The sequence below is a fragment of the Leminorella richardii genome (genome assembly GCF_900478135.1).
In the GTDB taxonomy this organism is placed as follows: Bacteria; Pseudomonadota; Gammaproteobacteria; order Enterobacterales; family Enterobacteriaceae; genus Leminorella; species Leminorella richardii.
Genome location: NZ_LS483470.1, coordinates 1,812,179 through 1,833,821, shown reverse-complemented (window position 1 = coordinate 1,833,821; position 21,643 = coordinate 1,812,179). Strand labels below are relative to the sequence as shown.

The window sequence follows — 21,643 nt, the reverse complement described above, 5'->3', positions numbered from 1 at the left end:
CGCGTGAATAGATTTCCTCCACTTTATTCTGAATACACCTCGCTTTTCTCTCGGGAATCCCTTTCGTTCTCCCGGCTTCGTGACATACTGTTTATATCAAATGCCATTCATATACAGAGGAAAACCCATGCCCTTTCAGCACGATGCAGTAGAGCTCACGCCCGTTCAGGCACTAGATAAACTGGAAGCCATGTATAACAGCGCTGTTGAAGCATTGCGTAACGCCATTGCTGTCTTCATTGAAAACGGAACCTTGCCTGACGAACAGGCGCGCAAAGACGGCCTGTTTGTCTACCCTGAGCTTAAAGTTAGCTGGAACGGTACGCCCCACTCGTCGGTAAAAACTCGCGCCTATGGCCGCTTCACCCATCCGGGATGTTATACAACCACTATTACTCGCCCTGCGCTATTTCGTGAATATTTAGAGGAGCAGCTCAATCTGCTTCAAGAAGACTACGGCGCCAGCATTGAGGTTGTTCCGTCTAGCCATGAAATTCCCTATCCTTATGTCATTGACGGAGCCAGCTTAGCTCTAGACAGATCGATGAGCGCTGACTTGACTCGCTATTTCCCTACAACTGAACTGGCGCAAATTGGCGATGAAACGGCAGACGGCCTTTTTCAACCCGCAGGCTTTAGCCCACTCTCTCACTTTGACGCAAGGCGAGTCGATTTTTCGCTGGCTCGCCTTCGTCACTATACTGGCACTCCCGTTGAGCACTTTCAGCCGTTTGTTTTATTTACCAACTATACGCGCTACGTTGACGAGTTTGTGCGCTGGGCGCGTCAGCAAATCAGTGATGCAAGCTCACCTTACATTGCACTTTCCTGTGCCGGAGGCGTTTGGTTAGACGAGCACAGTAACGTCACCGCCGATGCGCCTGACGTAAGCGGGAAAAATCACCAAATGCCTGCCTATCACTTACTTACGAAAGACGGTCAGGGTATTACGCTGGTCAATATCGGCGTCGGGCCTTCTAACGCCAAAACCATTTGTGACCATCTGGCGGTTTTACGCCCTAACGTCTGGCTGATGATTGGCCACTGCGGCGGGCTGCGTGAGAGTCAATCTATTGGCGACTACGTGCTGGCTCACGCCTACCTGCGAGACGACCACGTACTGGATACCGTACTGCCTCCCGATATCCCGATTCCCAGCATTGCTGAAGTACAGCGCGCACTCTACGATGCGACAAAAACCGTTAGCGGTATGCCCGGCCTTGAAGTTAAACAGCGTTTACGTACCGGCACCGTAGTCACTACGGACGACCGTAACTGGGAGCTTCGCTACACCGCGTCAGCGCGTCGGTTCAATCTTAGCCGCGCTATCGCCATAGATATGGAAAGCGCCACTATTGCCGCTCAGGGATATCGCTTTCGCGTACCTTACGGCACGCTGCTGTGCGTTTCCGATAAACCGCTACACGGAGAAATCAAGCTTCCCGGCCAGGCTAACCGTTTTTACGAGGGTGCTATTTCTGAGCATTTGCAAATAGGCATCTGCGCTATTGACCTACTGCGTATCGAAGGGGAAAAACTCCACTCTCGCAAGCTGAGAACCTTTAACGAACCGCCTTTCCGCTAGCAGTAGCGAGCCAATGGCTTAACCGGCTATATGGCAAAAGCTTGATCAGGGTCTGATTCTCTTGCTGTTATGTTTTTGTTGTATGGTTTACTCTTTAATAAATGACGTTTATCGATAACTGGGGGACCCGCTATGGCACACTACCAAAATCTTATTGTAGCAATCGATCCTGATGAAGAGGATCAGGCGGCCCTACGGCGAGCGGTTTATCTGGTGCGCCGCAACGGCGGTAAAATCAAGGCATTCCTGCCTATCTTTGATTTTTCCTATGAGGTCACCAGCCTGCTCTCCCAGGACGAGCGAATGGCTATGCGGCAAAGCGCTATCGATCAGCGCGTCGCGTGGATACGTCAACTTAGCCACTACTACATTGAGTCCGGCGTTAATATCGAAATCAAAGTAGTTTGGCACAAACGCTATCACGAAGCGGTCATCGAGGAAGTGGCTGAGTTTGGGCACGATCTGCTGCTTAAAGCCGCTCACCAACAGGATCGCCTTGAGTCAGTTATCTTTACCCCGATTGACTGGCACCTGCTGCGCAAGTGCGCCTGCGCCGTCTGGATGGTTAAAGACCAGCCTTGGCCTGAGCAAGGAAAAGCGCTGGTTTCCGTTAATCTCGCTAGCGAAGAAGACTTCCACGACGAGCTGAACCACAAGCTGGTTAAAGAGTCGCTTGCACTAGCCGGCTTTGCAGACAGCACCGAATTGCATCTAGTCAGCGCCTATCCAACCACTTCAATTAATATTGCCATTGAGCTGCCGGAGTTTGATCCAACGGTCTATAACAATGCTATCCGCGGCCAGTATCTGATTGCCATGAAGGCGCTGCGTCAGCAGTTTGGCATTCCAGAAGAGCGGACTCACGTTGAGCGCGGGCTACCGGAAGACGTCATTCCCGCCGTTGCAGAAGAGATCCAGGCGGGTATTGTGGTATTAGGTACTGTAGGTCGTACGGGCCTGTCTGCAGCCTTTATCGGCAATACGGCAGAGCGCGTAATTGGCCATTTACGCTGTGACCTGCTGGCCATCAAGCCAGATGATACTTCCGAACACGACGATCACGACGACGAGGATTGATTGTTCGTTACACCCAAACTAACCGCATAAAAAAACAAGGGCCGCAATTGCGGCCCTTTGGTTTTCACAGTTCTGTACGCTTACAGCGCGCGCAGAATATTATCGACGCTTTCTTTGGCATCCCCAAACAGCATTTGGGTATTTTCCTTGAAGAACAGCGGGTTTTGAACGCCAGCGTAGCCGGTATTCATTGAGCGCTTAAACACGATAACGTTTTGCGCCTTCCACACTTCCAGCACTGGCATACCGGCAATCGGGCTGCGCGGATCTTCCAGCGCGGCCGGGTTAACGGTATCGTTAGCGCCGATAACCAGAACGGTGTCGGTTTCAGGGAAGTCTTCGTTGATCTCGTCCATTTCCAGCACCACGTCATAAGGCACTTTGGCTTCCGCTAGTAGAACGTTCATGTGGCCCGGTAAGCGCCCCGCAACAGGGTGAATACCAAAGCGCACCTTAATGCCCTTCTCGCGCAGCTTAGCGGTAATTTCCGCTACTGGGTACTGTGCCTGAGCCACCGCCATACCGTATCCCGGCGTGATGATGACAGAGCTGGAGCTTTTAAGCAGCTCGGCAACTTCTTCTGCTGTCGTTTCACGGTGTTCGCCCATCTCCTCGTCACTGCCGGTTGAAGAACCGTCAGTACCGAAGCCGCCCGCAATAACGCTAATGAAGGAGCGGTTCATGGCTTTACACATGATGTAAGACAGGATAGCACCGGAAGAACCAACCAGCGCACCGGTGACGATCAGCAGGTCGTTGCTCAGCATGAAACCTGCAGCCGCCGCGGCCCAACCGGAGTAGGAGTTCAGCATGGACACCACAACCGGCATATCTGCACCACCGATAGAAGCCACCAGGTGCCAGCCAAAAGCCAGTGCGATAACCGTCATGATCAGCATGGCGAAGACCTGCACGCCGACGCTTTCACTATTGACGAACATCAGCATAAGCAGGAATGACACTACGATCGCCGCTAGATTCAGCTTGTGGCGGTGAGGCAGCATCAGAGGCTTGGATGAAATCGTACCGCGCAGTTTGCCAAATGCTACAACTGAACCGGTAAAGGTCACCGCACCGATAAAGATGCCAAGGAACACCTCTACGTGGTGAATGTTAAGCACAACCTGCAGTTCTTCTGGGCTAACGCCTTCTAGGTGTGGACCAACGATATAGCTGTTAAAGCCAACCAGTACCGCCGCCAGACCAACAAAGCTGTGCAGGATAGCAACCAGCTCAGGCATTTCGGTCATTTCGACCTTTTTAGCCAGATAGATACCGATAGCCCCACCAATCACCATTGCCGTCAGGATCCAACCCACATTGCTAGAGTAAGGACCAAAGATGGTGGCAATCAGGGCGATAGCCATACCGACAACGCCGAACGTGTTTCCCTGCTTGGACGTCTCGTGTTTAGACAGACCGGCAAGGCTGAAAATAAAGAGAATGGCAGCAACAATATATGCGGCTGTAACTAATCCTCCAGACATATTTGCTACTCCTCTTAGTTCTTCCGGAACATTTTCAGCATGCGCTGGGTAACAGTAAAGCCGCCGAAAATATTAATACTGGCGATCAACACCGCAATAAAGGAGAAGAGTGTCACCCATCCCCCGTGGCCAATCTGCAGCAGCGCGCCCACGACAATAATGCCGGAGATGGCGTTAGTCACTGACATCAGAGGCGTATGCAGCGCATGGCTGACGTTCCATACCACGTAATAGCCGACCACGCAGGATAGCGCAAAGACGGTAAAGTGAGACAGGAAAGAAGCCGGAGAAACGCTGGCCAGCCAGCCAAACAGCACGATTGCCAGCGCCAGAATCACCAGTTTCTTCACTGGCGACGCTTTTTTCTCAACAGCTGCGGCAACAGGCTCTTGCGCCTTAGGCTTTTGCGGTTGAGCCGATACTTTAATCGGCGGAGCCGGCCAGGTAATTTCGCCGGTTTTGATAACAGTCACACCGCGGATCACGTCGTCTTCAAAGTTGACGTCCAGCGTGCCGTCTTTCTCTTTGCACAGCAGCTTCAACAGGTTCAGCAGGTTGGTGCCGTAAAGCTGAGAAGACTGGGTCGGTAAACGGCTAGGCAGATCGGTATAGCCGATAATCTTCACGCCGTTTTCCGTTTCAACCACTTTATCAGCCTGCGTCAGCGCACAGTTACCGCCGTTTTGAGCCGCAAGGTCAACAATAACGCTGCCCGGCTTCATAGAAGCGACCATCTCTTCAGTGATGAGCTTCGGTGCTGGTTTGCCGGGAATAAGCGCAGTGGTCACAATGATGTCGACCTCTTTCGCCTGATTGGCAAAAAGCTCCATCTCCGCCTTGATAAAGGCCTCAGACATCACTTTGGCATAGCCATCCCCGCTGCCGGCTTCTTCTTCGAAGTCCAGCTCAAGGAATTCGGCACCCATGCTTTGAACCTGCTCTTTAACTTCAGGGCGGGTATCAAATGCGCGAACGATAGCGCCAAGGCTGCCAGCTGCGCCAATGGCTGCCAGGCCGGCAACGCCAGCGCCGATCACCATGACCTTCGCGGGAGGCACTTTACCGGCAGCGGTAATTTGGCCAGTAAAAAAGCGGCCAAACTCGTGAGCCGCTTCAACAATAGCGCGATAGCCTGCAATGTTAGCCATGGAGCTCAGGGCATCCATAGACTGAGCGCGCGAAATGCGGGGAACAGAGTCCATCGCCATGACGGTGACGTTCTTGTCCGCCAGCTTCTGCATCAGTTCAGGGTTTTGCGCAGGCCAAATAAAGCTGACCAGCGTCGTGCCCTCCCTAAGCAGTTCCACTTCGCTCTCATTTGGCGCGTTCACTTTCAGAATAATGTCTGACGCCCAGACGTCATCTGGCGAAACGATGGTTGCGGCAGCGGCCTCATACGCGGAGTCATCAAAGCTTGCGAGCTTGCCCGCGCCTTGTTCTATGGCCACTGAGAACCCAAGTTTGATCAGCTGCTCTACCGTTTTCGGTGTTGCAGCCACTCGGGCTTCATTGGCCAACCGCTCTCTTGGTACACCAATTTGCATATTTTTCCCTTTTCATCAGTCGTGGATGATAAGCGTTTGCTATGCCCTTTCTCCGTTCGCCCAAAAGAGACGTTAAAGGAGTGAGGGAATATCTGAATGTTCTAACGTGCTGAGCCGAGCACACGAAAAGCAGAATGTCCGTAAAATTTATAGTCTATTCCGGTCAATTCAGCAGCCTATAACCTACTGAAAATATACTCTGCGATCCATAGTCTCCGACATTATTCTCACCTTTTTTTATCAACTTGTTATAGAAATTGGATCCATTGCCGTTTTTTTAACCGAACGACGAACTCAACAACAATCTTACTGTTGGCACAAAAAACCCAGACAGGTGCGTTCTGTGTGAAGATAATAAAAAATGCTAACGCATCCCCTGTCAATCCATGACATAATCGCTTACCCTTAGCGGTAGCAAAATTTAACGACGTTAATAGAAAAGTAAGGCGTGAAGGATCCTTTATGAAGCTGAAAACAACGCTAACGACCGCAGCTCTACTTTCCGGAATGGCTTTTTCTGCATTTGCAGCACAAGAGTTAACCCCTGAAAAAGCTGACCAACTAGTTCCTTTCGATAGAATCACCTTTTCAGGCCACTACAGCAGCATTTTTGAAGCCAATCAGGCCGCTTCAAAGCGCGCAGATCGCCTTGGTGCCGCCTCTTTCTACGTTCGCGACATTAGCGATCAAAACTCTGAAGGCGGCAACTGGCGCGTCATTGTAGACCTTTACAGTGCCGATGCGGCAGCAACCACTAAAGAGACGGAATATCGCGTTTTCAACGGCGTTCGCGAACTGCCGAAAGAAGAAGCTATTAAGCTGCAGCCGTTTGATACCGTGTCAATTCGCGGTTACTTCCCGCTTCAAGAAGACGTCAATAACGAAATTACCAAAGAAGCAAAAGCAAAAGGCGCCTACTCGTTCTATATCGTACGCCAAATCGACGCTAACCGCGGTGCAAACCAGTACATCACGGCTTACGTCTATAAGAAAGATGCACCAGTGAGAAAGCTTCAGGTGCAGGATAACCCAATTCCGGCTGATTCTGATGCAGGTCGCGCAGCGCTTGCTGCCGGCGGCGAAGCGGCTAAAGACGTAGAAATTCCAAACGTAGCGTCCTCTACCTCGTTTAGTTCAGACGTAGGCCGCTTCTTTGAAACTCAGACCAGCACTGAAGGTTCTCGCTACACCATTACCCTACGTGACGGAACAAAGATTGAAGAGCTGAATAACGCGACGGCGGCCAAAATGACGCCGTTTGACTCTGTCACTATCACCGATAACTTTAGCAACTCGGTAGACATGTCAGAGCAAATCGCCAAGCGTACAGCAGCCAAAGGCGGCAAGTACTACCACATTACTCGCCAGTGGGAAAAACAGGGCGGCGTTGTTACCGTCTCTGCGGATATCTTTAAGTAATCCCCCTCTAAACGTAAAAAAGGCCGCTGATTTAGCGGCCTTTTTTATTCTCTTTGACTCTATAAGCAAGCGTTCTATGACAAACGCTATAAGTTACATTGTCACCTGTTCAATAGCCTGCGCTATTCGCTTGTCAGATACGGGATACGGGGTGCCCAACTGTTGAGCAAAATAGCTTACTCTCAGCTCTTCAATCATCCAGCGGATTTCGGCAACCTCAGCCGGTGGCGCCCTATGGCCGGGGATCTTGTTCAACAGCGCCTGATACTGCTGCTGAACGCTTTCTACCCGAAGCATCTGCGCCCTGTCCCTGTGCGGATCGAGTGACAGCTTCTCCATACGGCGTTCAATCGCTTGCAGATAGCGCAAAATATCAGGCAGGCGCTTCCAGCCGCTATGGCTGACAAATCCTCGATAAATCAGCCCGCTCATCTGTGACTTGATGTCCGACAGAGCCAGCGCAAGCGACACGTCAACGCGCCCTTTCAGGCGTTTATTAATGCTGTGAGCCGTCGTCAGGATTTGCTCAACCTGCTTGGCGATTTCCACAACGCTGTCGTTTAGCTCAGCGCGAACCTGCTCTTTAAGCGCTTCGAAACCCTCTTCATTCCATACCGGGCCACCGTACTGAGCAATAAGCCTGTCTATACCACAGTCAATACAGTCATCAATCAGATCCAGCACTTTACCAAACGGGTTAAAGTAAAGCCCCAGCTTAGCCTTATTCGGCAGCTTTTCATGCAGATACTTAATCGGTGAAGGAATATTTAGCAGTAACAGACGCCGCGTACCCAACCACATTGCTGACTGCTGCTGCTCTTCTGTTTCAAACAGGCGAATGCCAACGCTGTCTTTCTCGTCCGTCAGCGCGGGATAGGCTTTGACCGAATAGCCGCCCCGTTTTTGCTCAAAGCGCTCCGGCAGCGTTCCGAAAGACCAAAGATGCAGGCCGCTTTGCTCGATGCCATCGTCAGCAACAGTGGAAAGCGTCTGCTGTACTTTAGCCTTAAGCTTCTGCTTTAACTCATCCAGCACTTTACCTTCGGCAAGAAGCTTATTTTTGTCATCAACAACGCGAAAAGTGACTTTTAGATGATCGGGTACCTGATCCCACTGCCACTCTTCACGTGACACCGTCACCCCTGTCATCAGGCGAAGTTCCCGCTCCAGAGAGTCCAGCAGGCTGTTCTCCAGTGGCGCTGTTCGAGCCAGAAAGGCTTCTGCATAGTTAGGTGCAGGTACAAAGTTTCGCCTAATGGGCTTAGGCAATGACTTAATCAGTGCAATCACCAGGTCTCGCCGTAAGCCAGGGATTTGCCAGTCAAAGCCCTCTTCCTGAACCTGATTCAGAACCGGCAATGGAATATGAACGGTTACGCCGTCTGCATTGGCACCGGGTTCAAACTGATAAGTCACCCGCAGGCGCAAATTGCCCTGATGCCAGCTATTAGGGTAATCGAGGGCACTGACGTTGCCAGAACCGTCCTTGATCAGCATCGACTTTTCAAAATTCAGTAAATCCGGCTGCTCGCGAGACGCCTTGCGCCACCAGCTGTCAAAGTGGCGGCCTGAAACCACCTCTTGGCCGATACGCTGCTCATAAAAGTGAAACAGCGTCTCATCATCAACCAGAATGTCTCTGCGACGAGACTTGTTCTCTAACTCTTCAACCTCAGAGATCAGCCTGCGGTTTGCCTGAAAGAACGCGTGTCGGCTCTGCCAGTCGCCGTCTACCAGCGCGTGCCGAATAAACAGTTCTCGGCTGACGACCGGATCGATACTGCCGTAGTTAACCTTACGCTCGGCGACAATCGGTAGGCCGTATAGCGTAACCTTTTCACTGGCCATCACCGCGCCCTGAGCCTTTTCCCAGTGAGGATCGCTATAGGAACGCTTAATCAAATGCTGGGCTAGGGGTTCGACCCATTCAGCGTCAATACGCGCCGCTGTTCTCCCCCAAAGCCGGCTGGTTTCCACCAGTTCAGAAACCATGACCCACTTGGGCGGTTTTTTAAACAGCCCTGAGCCTGGAAAAATGGCAAATCGAGCGTTGCGAGCGCCGGTAAACTCCTGCTTTTCTACGTCCTTTTGACCAATGTGCGACAGCAGGCCAGACAGCAGCGCGGTATGAATCTCCCGATATTCAGCCGGTGTACTGTTTACCGGTAAACCCAGCTCTTTCACCACCTGACGCAGCTGAGTATAAACATCCTGCCACTCTCTCACACGCAGGTAGTTTAAGTAGTCTGTTTTACACAGCCTGCGAAACTGAGACGATGAAAGCGCCTTTTGCTGCTCTGCAAGGTAGTGCCACAGATTAACAAAGGCGATAAAGTCAGAGTCTTTATCGCTGAATCGGCGGTGCTTCTCATCAGACGCCTGCTGCTTTTCGAGCGGCCGCTCTCGGGGATCTTGAATCGACAGCGCGGAAGTAACGATCATCATCTCGCGCACGCAGCCGTTCTTTTGCCCTTCAATCACCATTCGCGCCAGACGCGGATCGATAGGCAATTGAGCCAGCTGGCGACCAATAGGCGTCAAACGGCTTTTACCCTCCTCAAAAGACTCAATGGCGCCAAGCTCTTCCAACAGGCGAACGCCGTCTTGAATATTGCGTTTGTCTGGCGCTTCGACAAACGGAAACGCGGCAATGTCACCAAGTCCGATAGCGGTCATTTGCAGAATAACTGACGCCAGATTAGTGCGCAGAATTTCCGGATCGGTGAACTCATCGCGGGACAAAAAGTCCTGCTCGGAATAGAGCCGAATACAGACGCCGTCCGATACGCGACCGCAGCGCCCTTTTCGCTGATTGGCGGAAGCTTGGGAAATCGGTTCGATGGGCAGCCGCTGCACCTTGGTTCTTACGCTATAGCGACTGATGCGCGCGGTTCCAGGGTCGATAACGTACTTAATGCCCGGCACGGTCAATGACGTTTCGGCCACGTTGGTCGCCAGCACAATACGCCGCCCGGTGTGTGATTGAAACACTCGGTTCTGTTCAGCGTTAGATAGTCTAGCGTAAAGCGGTAAAACCTCTGTATGGGGCAGATTTTGTCGATTTAGCGCCTCTGCGGTATCCCGTATCTCCCGTTCACCGCTCATAAACACCAGAATATCTCCCGGCGCTTCATGCATCAGCTCATCAACTGCGTCCAGAATGCCCTGCTGCTGGTCGCGGTCACCGTCTTCGCTGCCTTCGACAATCGGGCGATAGCGCACTTCAACGGGATAAGTTCTTCCCGACACCTCGACAATCGGCGCCTGATGAAAGTGACGAGAGAAACGCTGAGGATCAATGGTCGCCGACGTAATAATAACTTTAAGATCCGGGCGCTTTGGCAGCAGCTGGCGCAGGTAGCCGAGAATAAAGTCGATGTTCAGGCTGCGCTCGTGCGCTTCATCAATAATAATCGTGTCGTACTGCATCAGCAGGCGATCCTGCTGAATTTCCGCCAGCAAAATGCCGTCAGTCATCAGCTTGACGAGCGTATTGTCGCCGATGCGGTCGTTAAAGCGCACCTTGTAGCCTACCGCTTCGCCCAGCGGTGTATTTAACTCTTCCGCGATGCGGCTTGCTACCGTTCTCGCTGCCAGTCTTCTCGGCTGCGTGTGTCCGATAGTTCCCTTAATCCCTCTTCCCAGCTCCAGACAGAGTTTAGGGATCTGCGTCGTTTTACCTGAGCCCGTTTCGCCCGCAATAATCACCACTTGATGATCGCGAATAGCGTCCAGCAACGTCTCTCGCTTTTCACTAACCGGAAGTGAAGGCGGATAGATAATAACCGGCTTTGCTGACTGACGCAGAAGAACCCGCTGCTGACAGCGTTCGATATCGCGTTCAATTTCTGCAAACGCGGCGGTCAGCTTCTCAGACTGACGAATGCGGCGCGCACCGTCTAGTCGTCTCTGTAGACGTTGCCTGTCAACCAGCATCAGAGTGGAAAGCCGCTCAGATAAGGCGGCAAAGGGGGATTTCACGAATGGTTGTCCTGTACTGAATAAAAGAATACATTTCCTGCGCCGCGTATAGTACCACAAACCAGCTCGCGTCAATGCTGGCGCGGCTTGCTTTGTTGTTCAAAAATAATGAATAACACTTTCTAATATTTATGCTATCAACCACGGAGCAGGATGAATAGAATACAACACATATTGAGATGAACCATATAAACAAGGATTTATCATGAGTAATGTATTAGTTCTGAAATCAAGCATTCTGGCCGACTACTCTCAATCAAATATTCTGGCTGATTACTTTGTCGAACAGTGGAGAAGAGAGAACCCTTCTGACGTGATCAGCATTCGCGATCTGGCTGCAAATCCCGTTCCCGTTCTGGACGGTGAACTGGTCGGCGCAATGCGCCCATCAGGCCAAGAGCTGTCAGCTCGTCAAAAAGACGCGATGGCGCTGTCTGACACGCTGATTGAAGAACTGAAGAGCAACGATATTATCGTTATCGGCGCTCCAATGTACAACTTCAATATTTCCACTCAGTTAAAGAACTACTTTGACCTGATTGCCCGTGCCGGCGTGACCTTTCGCTACACTGAAAAAGGTCCTGAAGGCTTAATTACCGGTAAGAAAGCCTATATTCTGACCAGCCGCGGCGGTATTCACAAAGATACCCCAACCGATCTGGTTTCACCTTACCTGTCGCTGTTCCTTGGTTTTATCGGCATCACCGACGTTGAGTTCGTCTATCAGGAAGGTATTGCCTACGGCCCTGATGTTGCGAAAAAAGCGCAGGATGACGCCAAAGCGTTTATCGAACAGTACGTTGCAGCGTAATCTGTAACATAAAAAAGCGGAGTCATCAGGCTCCGCTTTTTCATTTCTGAAATATAGCCTACTTTTTTAACCACAGACCGTTAATTCCTTTAACGTATTCACCGCTCTGGGCGCGATCCACTAGCTTTTTGCCGGTCATCTTGGCCACATCGTCAGCGCGAAGACCGTTTTCCTTCGCCACTTTCTTGTACTGCTCTAAACGTGCCTGATTAATTTTATTAGCAAAATCTTTTGCCTGCTGACTGTCTTTCACTGGCGCCAAGTAGCCGCCCAGCGTTTCTCCCACCAGTCCCTGCCCTTTGGCCTCTTGAAGCGTCAACGCCCAAGAAGTAGAGCTAAACAGCAAACAGAGCGCTGTCATTCCCGCATAAATAGCCTTCATTGCGTCTCCTAAAAAATGTCAGACTGCGTTTTCAGCATCTTTTCGACATCTTTGTCCACTTTAATGCGGATCTCGTGCTCAATCTTCACGTTCATATTGATAACGATAGGCTCCTTTGACGGGGCGACCTCAATACGCGGTACACACCCGCCCAAGAAAAGCGCGGCTAGCGCGATCGCCGTGATTCCTTTGAAATTATTCACGAGGCTTCTGCTCCTTGGGTAACGAGAAAAACTGCTGTAGCGTATCCTGCAGATTGTCGCCAAAACGCAGACTACGCCAAAGCTGAAAAATGTCTTCTTCATGATGATAGTTGAGAACCACCAGCCTTTCGGCATTTTTGGTGGGGTTAAAGCCTTTAATCTGCGCGTCCATGGTCAATAGCCCAAGATTGCTCAGATTCACATCTGCCCGCGAGCGGCTGATTTCCATATAGCCAAGCCAGTCCATAATGTCGCCTGTCGCCATATTGTCTTCGCTGATAGCGTTGACAAGATCTCTGTCTAGGCGCAGCGTTAGCGCGCGATCGTTTTCAATCCAGCCGTTACGCACCAGCCATTCAGGATGGTTGAGGTAAAGAGGCAGCTCCCCGTTGACCTTACCCGACATGGTGAACTGCTTCGGTTTTAATATGGTAAACAGTTCGCTGAGATCGACGCCCTTTAGGGTGAGAACGGCTGGCTCTTTTTGTGGAAAGTTCATCGACGGAATGCTGATACGTCCACTAAGAATGTCGACACCGACATTAGTCAGTCTCAGTGGGTTTCGCTCAGTGTGCGGGTAAAAGCCCTGAAGGGCAGCAGTGATATTCTGCATGTCGAACAGGTTATTTAGGTGCTTAATGCGCAATTTAACCGGCGCTTTTGCCCCAAGCTGCCAAACGTGATCTTTAAGACGATAGGACATCACAAAGTCCAACCCGCTCAGGTCGCCGTCTTTCAACCACATACCGCCGTCTTTAACCACCCAGTGGCCACCCGCCTCTATACCGTTGGTTTCCGAAATAGAGAATGCAGCCTGTGCGTACAGCTTACCGCCGCGGATCTTGAAGCCGAGATCCGGAGGCAGCAGCGTTTGAAACACCGTCAGGGACTGTTCAGGCCACCAGGCTTCACCGCGAATGAGCTGACCATCCCAACGACCGTTAAGGTTGACCGGGCCTATTTTCCCGGCGCTGAGATCGCCCTTCCACTGGAAGTCAGCGGGGTTGCGGCCAAAAAAGCGAATGTTAAGCGCTGAGGTTGGTAAATAGCCGCCGTTGTCGAAAGACACCTTCTGCGTCTGCAACTGCCAACCTGCCTCGTAGGTATTTTGCGCGCGATCCCAAACCAGCGGTTCAGACAGCGTCAAACGTGGTTTATTGACCGTGACGCGACCGTAAATCAGGCGATTAAAGCCGGTTGATAAAGACTGAAGGCGAATTTGACTGTCGTTCCATTCACCTTTTCCCGTCATGTCCCAACGTGCCTTGAGCGGAGGCATATCGCCGCCGCCCCAGAAGTTATACTCCCAGTGCCCTCTATCAAACCAAAAATCCTGCGAACGTCCGTCCAGATGCAGCCGATATTTACCCCAGTATCGATGACTGGCATTCACAATAGTCTGAAGCCGACCGTTAATACCTTTATCGGTAAGGGAGATACCCGCTAGTGGAAGGCGCGCCTCGTGCAGATAGATATCGGGCGTGACTGGCCCGGTTGCCCGCAGCAGCGCGCCGGATGTCAGGCTGAGGGTTGGATTAAGAAGCGTACCCGTTATTGAGCCGGGAATAGTTGCGTAAAACGACAGCGCATCCTCGTTAATCTTACCGGTTAACTGAAACCGCAAATCGCTGTTTTTCAGGCTTGCAATACCCGGTACGAGCGTTAATACCACGTTGCCTTTACCGGCTTTTCCCTGCGTTACCAGATTAACCCGAGCCTCAAGATTGGCTTCGCTGTAGTCGCTGTTCCAATCTTTCAGCGTCATGTTAACGCCGCCGGAAATATCCTGCCCGGCATAAGGCCACTGCCATCGGCCGTTTTGTACGATAAGCGTTTTCCCTGACAGCGTCCAGGGAACGTCCAGCAGCTGCGTGTCTTCACCCTTTGGCGAAACGCCTAAGTGACCATCCTGCTGCTGCCAAGTAAGTCTGACTGCTAACGGTTTATCCACCGCGGTAGAGATCACCTCAGCATCGATATTTCCCCGCTCTGGTATTGAATCCAAATTTAAGGGAACCTGTACCGCACCGTTGAGAGCCACCACTTCAGGGCTGTCGGGAAAGCGCATCGTCAGGGTTTCTAGCGTCAGCGTTTGTTGGTCATCCAGCGTTGCCGTGCCCGATAACAGCTTTCCCTGAATATTTAGCCGCTGGCCTCGGGCGTCACTATTTAAAGTGACTTTGCTGCTGTAGGGCTCCCAAGGCGTTACGCTAAGGCGTCCTAGAGCAAGGTTAAACGGCGGCAGCGCCTGCTGAATATCGCGAAGGGATACGCCTGCATCGTCAGCCTGCGTCTTTTCTTGGCGAGTAAGATTTTCCAGACAGTGAGTGTCAATATCCAACGACTCTCCCGTCAAATTCCATCGGCTTTGCTCATAGGTCAGAGTTAAAGGCCCGACGTCTGCTAAAAAGCATGACTTCGCAAGAACCTGTACGCCGTGAAGAGAAATGCCGCGCTTAATGAACTCAGGGCGCTGAGTGAAAACAATATGTGTACCGGAGGGAAGCCAGTAAGAAGCGACTGTTGGTAGCCAAAGAGCAATAGTCTGCCACGCAATGCAAAGGCTCAGCGCGGCTACTGCCGCGATGGCGAACACCGCTTTTACATGCTTACCTATAGCCACCTGGAACGAACCTTACAAAACGAAAAACATAATGAATAAGGGTAGCATATTAGCGCCTTAGCCCAAACTCGAATATTCCCTTAGACAGCATGTCGTTAAATTGTTCCAACGCCTTATTTCTGGTAAATTTATTTTATAACGTTAGCGGAGAAATAAGATGAAACTGGCCATTTACAGTACAAAACAGTATGACCGTAAATACCTTGAGATAGCCAACCGCCGCTTCGGCGCGTCGCTGGAATTTTTTGACTTTAAGCTTAGTGAACAAACCGCTAAAAACGCAGAAGGCTGCAATGCGGTCTGCATTTTTGTCAATGATGACGGCAGCCGGCCAGTTCTGGAGGCATTAGCGAAAGTCGGCGTTAAGCTGTTAGCGCTCCGCTGTGCCGGTTTTAACAACGTCGACCTGGACGCCGCTCGCGAGCTTGGGCTTCAGGTTGTGCGCGTTCCAGCCTACTCACCGGAAGCCGTCGCTGAACACGCTGTCGGCATGATGATGAGCCTAAATCGCCGCATTCACCGCGCCTATCAGCGAACCCGCGACGCCAACTTCTCGCTGGAAGGGCTTATCGGCTTTAATATGCATAACAGAACGGCAGGCATTATCGGCACTGGGAAAATCGGCGTTGCTCTGATGCGTATTCTTAAAGGGTTTGGCATGCGCCTGTTGGCTTTCGATCCTTATCCCTCCGCTCAGGCACTGGAGCTTGGCGTAGAATACGTTGACCTGAAAACGCTGTATCAAGAGTCTGACGTTATCAGCCTACACTGCCCGCTAACGCCGGAAAACCATCACCTTTTAAACGCTGCGGCGTTCGAACAAATGAAAGACGGTGTAATGGTGATCAATACCAGCCGAGGCGGTCTAATTGACTCACCAGCGGCTATAGAGGCTCTGAAGAAACAGAAAATAGGCTCGCTGGGTATGGACGTTTATGAAAACGAACGCGACCTATTTTTTGAAGACAAATCCAATGACGTGATCCAAGACGACGTTTTCCGTCGCCTGTCTTCCTGTCATAACGTGCTGTTTACTGGGCATCAGGCTTTTTTAACCGAAGAAGCGCTGCTAAGCATTTCCGAAACCACGCTGCAAAACATTCAGCAGTTGGAGAACGGTGAGCACTGCCCTAACCTTTTGTAGTTTTACTTTTTGTCGTTTTACTTTTGGGAAATCACTTTGGGAGAGATGAGAGAGTGAAAACACTATATCCGCTGCTTTTTGCCCTTACCGTTCTAACCGGCTGCAGCACCAACAGTCCATCATCCGTGATGGAAAAAGACTTAATGCACCATCGCTTTATTCTTACCAGCGCTGACGGCGTCGCCATCAAGGACACCAGTAAACAGCAACGCCCTCTGGACATCGAGTTTGGTGAAAATATGCACATCAGCGGTGCTATGTGTAACAGCTTTATGGGGAAAGGCACGCTGAAAGGCGGCGTTTTGAGCGCTCCTCAGCTTGCATCAACCCGAATGGCCTGCCTGAATGAGCAGTTAAATAAGTTGGATAAAACCGTCGCTGACATGTTCAATGAAGGCGTTCAAGTGAACCTAGATGGTGAAATGCTAACGTTAAGCACTTCTTCTCATACGCTCACTTATCGCCGGATGGACTGGGTAAGATAGGCTAACGCCCGATAGCGGGAGACATCTTCAGGCCGAAGCGATCCTTCGGCCTTTTTTTATTCAATGCCTAAAAGCGCTTGCCGTTAGACAGCTGACATTTGCTTACCGCGCTTCCGTCAAGGTTATGCAGCGTCGTCGGCATGCCGCCCATGCTGTTACAGTTGGCTAACGCCACTGCATCCATTGGCTCCGCAGTAACTTCCATTTTTTTATGAGACACCGAGCGCTGTGAGCTGACTGGCTCACTGCTGCTGCATCCGGCTAATAATAAAATGCTGCTTAACGCCAGCAGACATGCTCTTCCTTTCATGCTGTTACCTCAACGAACGTTGTTCATCAATCATCGCGCTGCTTTTGTAATAGGCCTCTGTGATAGCCTCTGACAACAAAAGCAACGCACTTGAAATATTTTGATTACAATTTGATAGCATTTTTTGCACTAATCGTTACTGCGCAATTCGCTATCATAGCTAAGTTAATCTATTTAGTGAGTGAGACACTGCCTCAACTCCATGACTCCATCCTTGGCCAGCGCTCGCGCTGGTCTTTTTTTTGTCTTCAGCTTGAACGCGCACACAGCGAGCAAGCCTGCTATTTTTACTCTATTACTTGAAGCACGTCTAGTTAGATGCATGGTTAGGCCGATAAAGCGCTGTCGGCGTCACTCTTCTTCTCTTTTTATTATCTCCGTCCAAAATCACATCGCGACACAAAAGTGTCGCTGCCCGAACAACACAATCTGGTATAATGCTCTATCAGTCTGGAAGACACTATAAATGGGGCAACGTCGCGCCAATAAAGGAATTTCCCTGTTTTGAATGTGGGCATGTGAATCAATGAAGGTCTGTGTTTATGATTACTACCGATGGTAACAGTGCGGTCGCCTCAGTGGCCTACCGTTCAAGTGAAGTTATCGCTATTTACCCTATCACCCCTAGCTCAACAATGGCCGAACAGGCCAATGACTGGTCTGAATATGGTCACAAAAACGTCTGGGGTGATACGCCGCGCGTTATCGAAATGCAGTCGGAGGCGGGAGCCATAGCCACCGTTCACGGTGCGTTACAAACCGGTGCGCTGGCGACGTCGTTTACCTCGTCTCAGGGATTATTGCTGATGATCCCTACACTGTACAAGCTGGCCGGTGAACTGACGCCCTTTGTGCTTCACGTGGCTGCCAGAACGGTCGCGACACACGCCCTGTCTATCTTTGGCGACCACTCAGACGTGATGGCCGTTCGCCAAACCGGCTGCGCCATGCTGTGCGCCAGCTCAGTACAGGAAGCCCAGGACTTCGCGCTTATCTCTCAGATGGCCACGCTTAACAGTCGGATCCCTTTTATTCACTTTTTTGACGGCTTCCGCACCTCTCACGAGATTAACAAGATTGTCCCTCTGAGCGACGAAACGCTGCGACAGCTGCTGCCAGCAGAAGCCATTAACGCGCATCGCCAGCATGCCTTAACGCCGGATCGCCCTGTGGTTCGGGGTACGTCTGCCAACCCCGATACCTACTTCCAGTGCAGGGAAGCGACAAACCCTTGGTACAACAGTGCCTATAGCCACGTTGAGCGCGCGATGGACGACTTCGCCGAACAAACAGGTCGACACTATCGTCCCTTTGAGTACTACGGGCACCCTGAAGCCGACCGCGTTGTAATCCTGATGGGGTCCGCCTGCGGGACCGTCGAAGAAACCATTGATACACTGTTAGCACGCGGCGAAAAAGTGGGCATGCTGAAAGTTAGGCTTTATCGCCCCTTCTCGGCTGAACACTTCCTTGCGTGCCTGCCAGAGAGCGTGAAGAAAATCGCCGTGCTCGACAGAACCAAAGAGCCCGGCGCTCAGGCCGAGCCGCTGTATCTGGACGTTATGACCGCGCTAGCGGAATCCTGCTCTCGCGGCGATCGTGCCTCTCTGCCGATGGTTATCGGCGGGCGTTACGGTCTCTCATCAAAAGAGTTCGCGCCGGACTGCGCGCTGGCAATGTTTAAAGAGCTGACGCTCGAAAAGCCGCGCCCGCGCTTTACTGTTGGCATCTTCGACGACGTCACTCAGCTTTCTCTGCCGCTCACTGAAGAAACTATTCCGCAAAAAGCCACGCTGGAAGCGCTATTTTTTGGCCTCGGCAGTGACGGCACCGTGTCTGCCACCAAAAACAATATAAAAATTATCGGTAACGGCACGCCGCTCTACGCTCAGGGCTATTTTGTTTACGACTCTAAAAAGGCCGGCGGGCTCACCGTCTCCCACCTTCGGGTCAGCGAACATCCGATAAACTCCGCCTATCTGATTGCTCAGGCTGACTTTGTCGGCTGCCACCAGAATCAGTTTATCGACAAGTATCAGATGGTGGAAAAACTCAAGTCTGGCGGTATTTTCCTGCTGAATACGCCCTACAGCAAAGATGAAGTGTGGCATCGCCTGCCGAGAGACGTTCAGGCTCTGCTCCATCAGCGCAAGGCGCGTCTGTTTACGATTAACGCCGCCAAAATCGCCCGTGAATGCCACCTTGGCGCCCGCATCAATACCGTAATGCAGATGGCGTTTTTCCACCTGACGCAAATTATCCCCGGTGACGCTGCGCTTCAACAGCTTCAGGACGCTATCGCCAAGAGCTATCGCAGCAAAGGGGAAGATATCGTTCAAAACAACTGGCAGGCGCTGGGCGCTACTGTCAGCGCGCTGGAAGAAATTCCGCTTCAGCCAATAGATGAAAGCAGCGCAGAGCGTCCGCCTATTGTTTCAGACAGCGCCCCGGACTTTGTCAAAACCGTCACGGCAACAATGCTGGCTGGTCTAGGCGATGCCTTGCCCGTTTCTGCCTTCCCGCCGGACGGTACTTGGCCTGTCGGCACAACCCGCTGGGAAAAACGAAATATCGCTGAAGAAATCCCCATCTGGGAGGCGCCACTGTGTACCCAATGTAACCACTGTGTTGCCGCCTGCCCGCATTCGGCGATTCGCGCCAAAGTGGTTCCGCCTGAAGCCATGTCCGGCGCGCCGGACGGACTACAGACTCTGGACGTCAAGTCCAAGGACATGCGCGGGCAAAAATACGTCCTACAGGTCGCGCCGGAAGACTGTACGGGATGTAATCTGTGCGTTGAGGTGTGCCCAGCTAAAGATCGTCAGAATCCGGAAATCAAAGCCATCAACATGAAGCCGCGGCTGGAAAATCTTGATGTGGAAAAACGTCACTTCGACTTTTTCCTTCAGCTACCGGAAATCGACAAGAGCAAGCTTGAGCGTATCGATATTCGCACCTCTCAGCTGATTACACCGCTGTTTGAATACTCTGGTGCCTGCTCAGGCTGTGGTGAAACGCCTTACATCAAGCTGCTCACACAGCTCTACGGCGACAGAATGCTGATAGCAAACGCTACCGGCTGTTCTTCCATCTACGGCGGCAACCTACCGAGTACCCCCTATTCCGCCAATGCGGAGGGTCGAGGTCCGGCATGGGCAAACTCGCTGTTTGAAGACAACGCTGAGTTTGGCCTAGGCTTCCGACTGACTGTCGATCAGCACCGCGCTCGTGCGCTTCGCCTGATCGGCGAGCTGGCTGACAGGTTGCCTGCTGAGCTAACTGAGGCTCTGCTGTCTGAAGCTGAGGATGTGAATACCCGACGCGATCAGGTTGCACAGCTTCGTGCACTGCTGCGTAACGTTGACGCCCCTCAGGCAAAAGAGCTGATTGAAAGCGCTGACTATCTGGTAGACAAGTCCATTTGGCTTATCGGCGGTGACGGCTGGGCCTACGATATCGGATTTGGCGGGCTGGATCACGTAATGAGCCTGACAGAAAACGTCAACGTTCTGGTCTTGGATACACAGTGTTATTCAAACACGGGCGGCCAGCAGTCCAAGGCAACGCCAATGGGCGCAGTTACCAAGTTTGCAGAGCGAGGCAAGCGTAAAGGCCGTAAAGATCTGGGCGTAAGCATCATGATGTATGGCCACGTCTACGTTGCGCAGATCGCTCTCGGCGCCCAGCTCAACCAGACGGTAAAAGCTATTCAGGAAGCGGAAGCTTACCCAGGCCCGTCTCTGATTATTGCCTATAGTCCTTGTGAAGAGCACGGCTACGATCTGGCCTATAGCCATGAGCAGATGAAGCAGCTCACTACGGCGGGCTTCTGGCCTCTGTACCGTTTCGATCCTCGCCGTGTGGACGAAGCAAAACCTGCCCTTGCGCTGGATTCCCGACCTCCGGTAGAAGGCCTAGCCTCCACGCTGCTAAAAGAACAGCGATTCCGTCGATTAGACGTTCAAGAGCCGGAAGTGGCCGCAGAGCTACATCAGGCTGCGGAGAAAGACCTAGTGAGACGATACGACCTGCTTAGCCTGTTAGCAGGAAAAACGTCAGAAAAGTCGAGCGCTGAGTAGCCATTTGCTCGTTGGAAAAAATAAGGCGTCATAATAATTATGACGCCTTATTCATTTAGCAAAAACACCTCCAAAATACAGCGCGTTGAATGACTTTTCGCACTGCCTATCGCCGGAAGGCTCAGGCTTTAGTCGTTAAGCCAGTTCCTCTTCCGACGCCTTAACATACCGCATTACGGTATTTAACCCTACTTTAAGTGTCCTACTGGTTTTTCTAATTCCAGCCCCTTGAGACGCCATCTCAAGGATCTTTTCTTTCATCCCTGGCTGATGGGCGCGATATAAATAGGAAAGCTGAAAAGTTCGCTTACAGTGATTGCAGTAATAGCGAGGATAGCCACCTCGCCCCGTTCCGTGTTTTCTAACCGGCTTTGTCTCATGGCAGTGGCGACATGCAACTTCGATAGTAACCATCATCCGTCTCCTTTTTCCTACCCTAACTGCTGAATGTCCCCTGAAAAAGGGTATATTCAGCACGCTGTTTAGCCTAGCCATCCCATAAAAATGCATTGA

At 51.6% G+C, this 21,643-nt stretch carries 15 protein-coding genes; 7 read left to right on the top strand and 8 right to left on the bottom strand.

Annotation, left to right across the window (positions count from 1 at the left end; all coding sequences use genetic code 11):
• Window positions 1-127: 127 nt before the first annotated feature.
• Both DQM29_RS08455 and uspE read left to right on the top strand, forming a co-directional pair.
• On the top strand, window positions 128-1,585 hold the full coding sequence (locus DQM29_RS08455; RefSeq protein ID WP_111740273.1) for an AMP nucleosidase: 1,458 nt from the start codon (window positions 128-130) through the stop codon (window positions 1,583-1,585).
• A gap of 132 nt (window positions 1,586-1,717) precedes the next feature.
• Window positions 1,718-2,662 (top strand): universal stress protein UspE, encoded by a 945-nt coding sequence (gene uspE / locus DQM29_RS08450; protein ID WP_111740272.1) that lies wholly within the window; start codon window positions 1,718-1,720, stop codon window positions 2,660-2,662.
• 80 nt (window positions 2,663-2,742) lie between these two features.
• Here uspE and pntB read toward each other — a convergent pair whose 3' ends face one another.
• Both pntB and pntA read right to left on the bottom strand, forming a co-directional pair.
• Window positions 2,743-4,149, bottom strand: a complete 1,407-nt coding sequence (gene pntB / locus DQM29_RS08445; protein WP_111740271.1) for a Re/Si-specific NAD(P)(+) transhydrogenase subunit beta — start codon at window positions 4,147-4,149, stop codon at window positions 2,743-2,745.
• Window positions 4,150-4,163: 14 nt separating this feature from the next.
• The gene (gene pntA / locus DQM29_RS08440; protein WP_111740270.1) at window positions 4,164-5,693 is read right to left on the bottom strand and encodes a Re/Si-specific NAD(P)(+) transhydrogenase subunit alpha; all 1,530 of its coding nucleotides are present in this window, start codon (window positions 5,691-5,693) and stop codon (window positions 4,164-4,166) included.
• Between the two features lie 462 nt (window positions 5,694-6,155).
• On the opposite strand from pntA, the gene ydgH reads away from it, so the two are divergent.
• Window positions 6,156-7,112: a DUF1471 family protein YdgH gene (gene ydgH, locus DQM29_RS08435; RefSeq protein ID WP_111740269.1), complete on the top strand. Its 957-nt coding sequence runs from the start codon at window positions 6,156-6,158 to the stop codon at window positions 7,110-7,112.
• A 93-nt stretch (window positions 7,113-7,205) separates the two neighbouring features.
• On the opposite strand, the gene hrpA is transcribed toward ydgH, so the two are convergent.
• Window positions 7,206-11,093, bottom strand: coding sequence for an ATP-dependent RNA helicase HrpA (gene hrpA, locus DQM29_RS08430; RefSeq protein WP_111740268.1), 3,888 nt, complete (start codon window positions 11,091-11,093; stop codon window positions 7,206-7,208).
• A gap of 205 nt (window positions 11,094-11,298) precedes the next feature.
• Between hrpA and DQM29_RS08425 the strand changes: the two genes are divergently transcribed.
• Entirely contained in the window at window positions 11,299-11,904 is a 606-nt protein-coding gene (locus tag DQM29_RS08425; RefSeq protein WP_111740267.1) for an FMN-dependent NADH-azoreductase, read from the top strand.
• A gap of 58 nt (window positions 11,905-11,962) precedes the next feature.
• Here the strand turns inward: DQM29_RS08425 and DQM29_RS08420 are convergent, their stop codons facing one another.
• From DQM29_RS08420 to DQM29_RS08410, 3 genes are read right to left on the bottom strand one after another with little or no spacing between them, the layout of a single operon-like run.
• A complete protein-coding gene (locus DQM29_RS08420; protein ID WP_111740266.1) occupies window positions 11,963-12,286 on the bottom strand; it encodes a YdbL family probable chaperone protein in 324 nt (107 codons plus the stop codon).
• 8 nt (window positions 12,287-12,294) lie between these two features.
• Window positions 12,295-12,471 carry a YnbE family lipoprotein gene (locus tag DQM29_RS08415; protein ID WP_415270881.1) on the bottom strand — a complete coding sequence of 59 codons (177 nt, stop codon included), beginning with the start codon at window positions 12,469-12,471 and terminating at the stop codon, window positions 12,295-12,297.
• A gap of 10 nt (window positions 12,472-12,481) precedes the next feature.
• Window positions 12,482-15,106, bottom strand: a complete 2,625-nt coding sequence (locus tag DQM29_RS08410; protein WP_170126577.1) for a YdbH family protein — start codon at window positions 15,104-15,106, stop codon at window positions 12,482-12,484.
• A gap of 163 nt (window positions 15,107-15,269) precedes the next feature.
• Here DQM29_RS08410 and DQM29_RS08405 point away from each other — a divergent pair, with 163 nt between their 5' ends.
• Window positions 15,270-16,256 carry a 2-hydroxyacid dehydrogenase gene (locus DQM29_RS08405; RefSeq protein WP_111740264.1) on the top strand — a complete coding sequence of 329 codons (987 nt, stop codon included), beginning with the start codon at window positions 15,270-15,272 and terminating at the stop codon, window positions 16,254-16,256.
• Window positions 16,257-16,309: 53 nt separating this feature from the next.
• Window positions 16,310-16,741: a heat shock protein HslJ gene (gene hslJ / locus DQM29_RS08400; RefSeq protein ID WP_232054881.1), complete on the top strand. Its 432-nt coding sequence runs from the start codon at window positions 16,310-16,312 to the stop codon at window positions 16,739-16,741.
• A 67-nt stretch (window positions 16,742-16,808) separates the two neighbouring features.
• On the opposite strand, the gene DQM29_RS08395 is transcribed toward hslJ, so the two are convergent.
• A complete protein-coding gene (locus tag DQM29_RS08395) occupies window positions 16,809-17,051 on the bottom strand; it encodes a DUF333 domain-containing protein (protein WP_111740263.1) in 243 nt (80 codons plus the stop codon).
• Window positions 17,052-17,593: 542 nt separating this feature from the next.
• On the opposite strand from DQM29_RS08395, the gene nifJ reads away from it, so the two are divergent.
• Window positions 17,594-21,130: a pyruvate:ferredoxin (flavodoxin) oxidoreductase gene (gene nifJ / locus DQM29_RS08390; protein WP_111742041.1), complete on the top strand. Its 3,537-nt coding sequence runs from the start codon at window positions 17,594-17,596 to the stop codon at window positions 21,128-21,130.
• 135 nt (window positions 21,131-21,265) lie between these two features.
• Here nifJ and DQM29_RS18815 read toward each other — a convergent pair whose 3' ends face one another.
• Complete coding sequence (locus tag DQM29_RS18815; protein ID WP_170126511.1) at window positions 21,266-21,544, bottom strand: IS1-like element transposase; 279 nt, start codon at window positions 21,542-21,544, stop codon at window positions 21,266-21,268.
• Window positions 21,545-21,643: the final 99 nt, after the last annotated feature.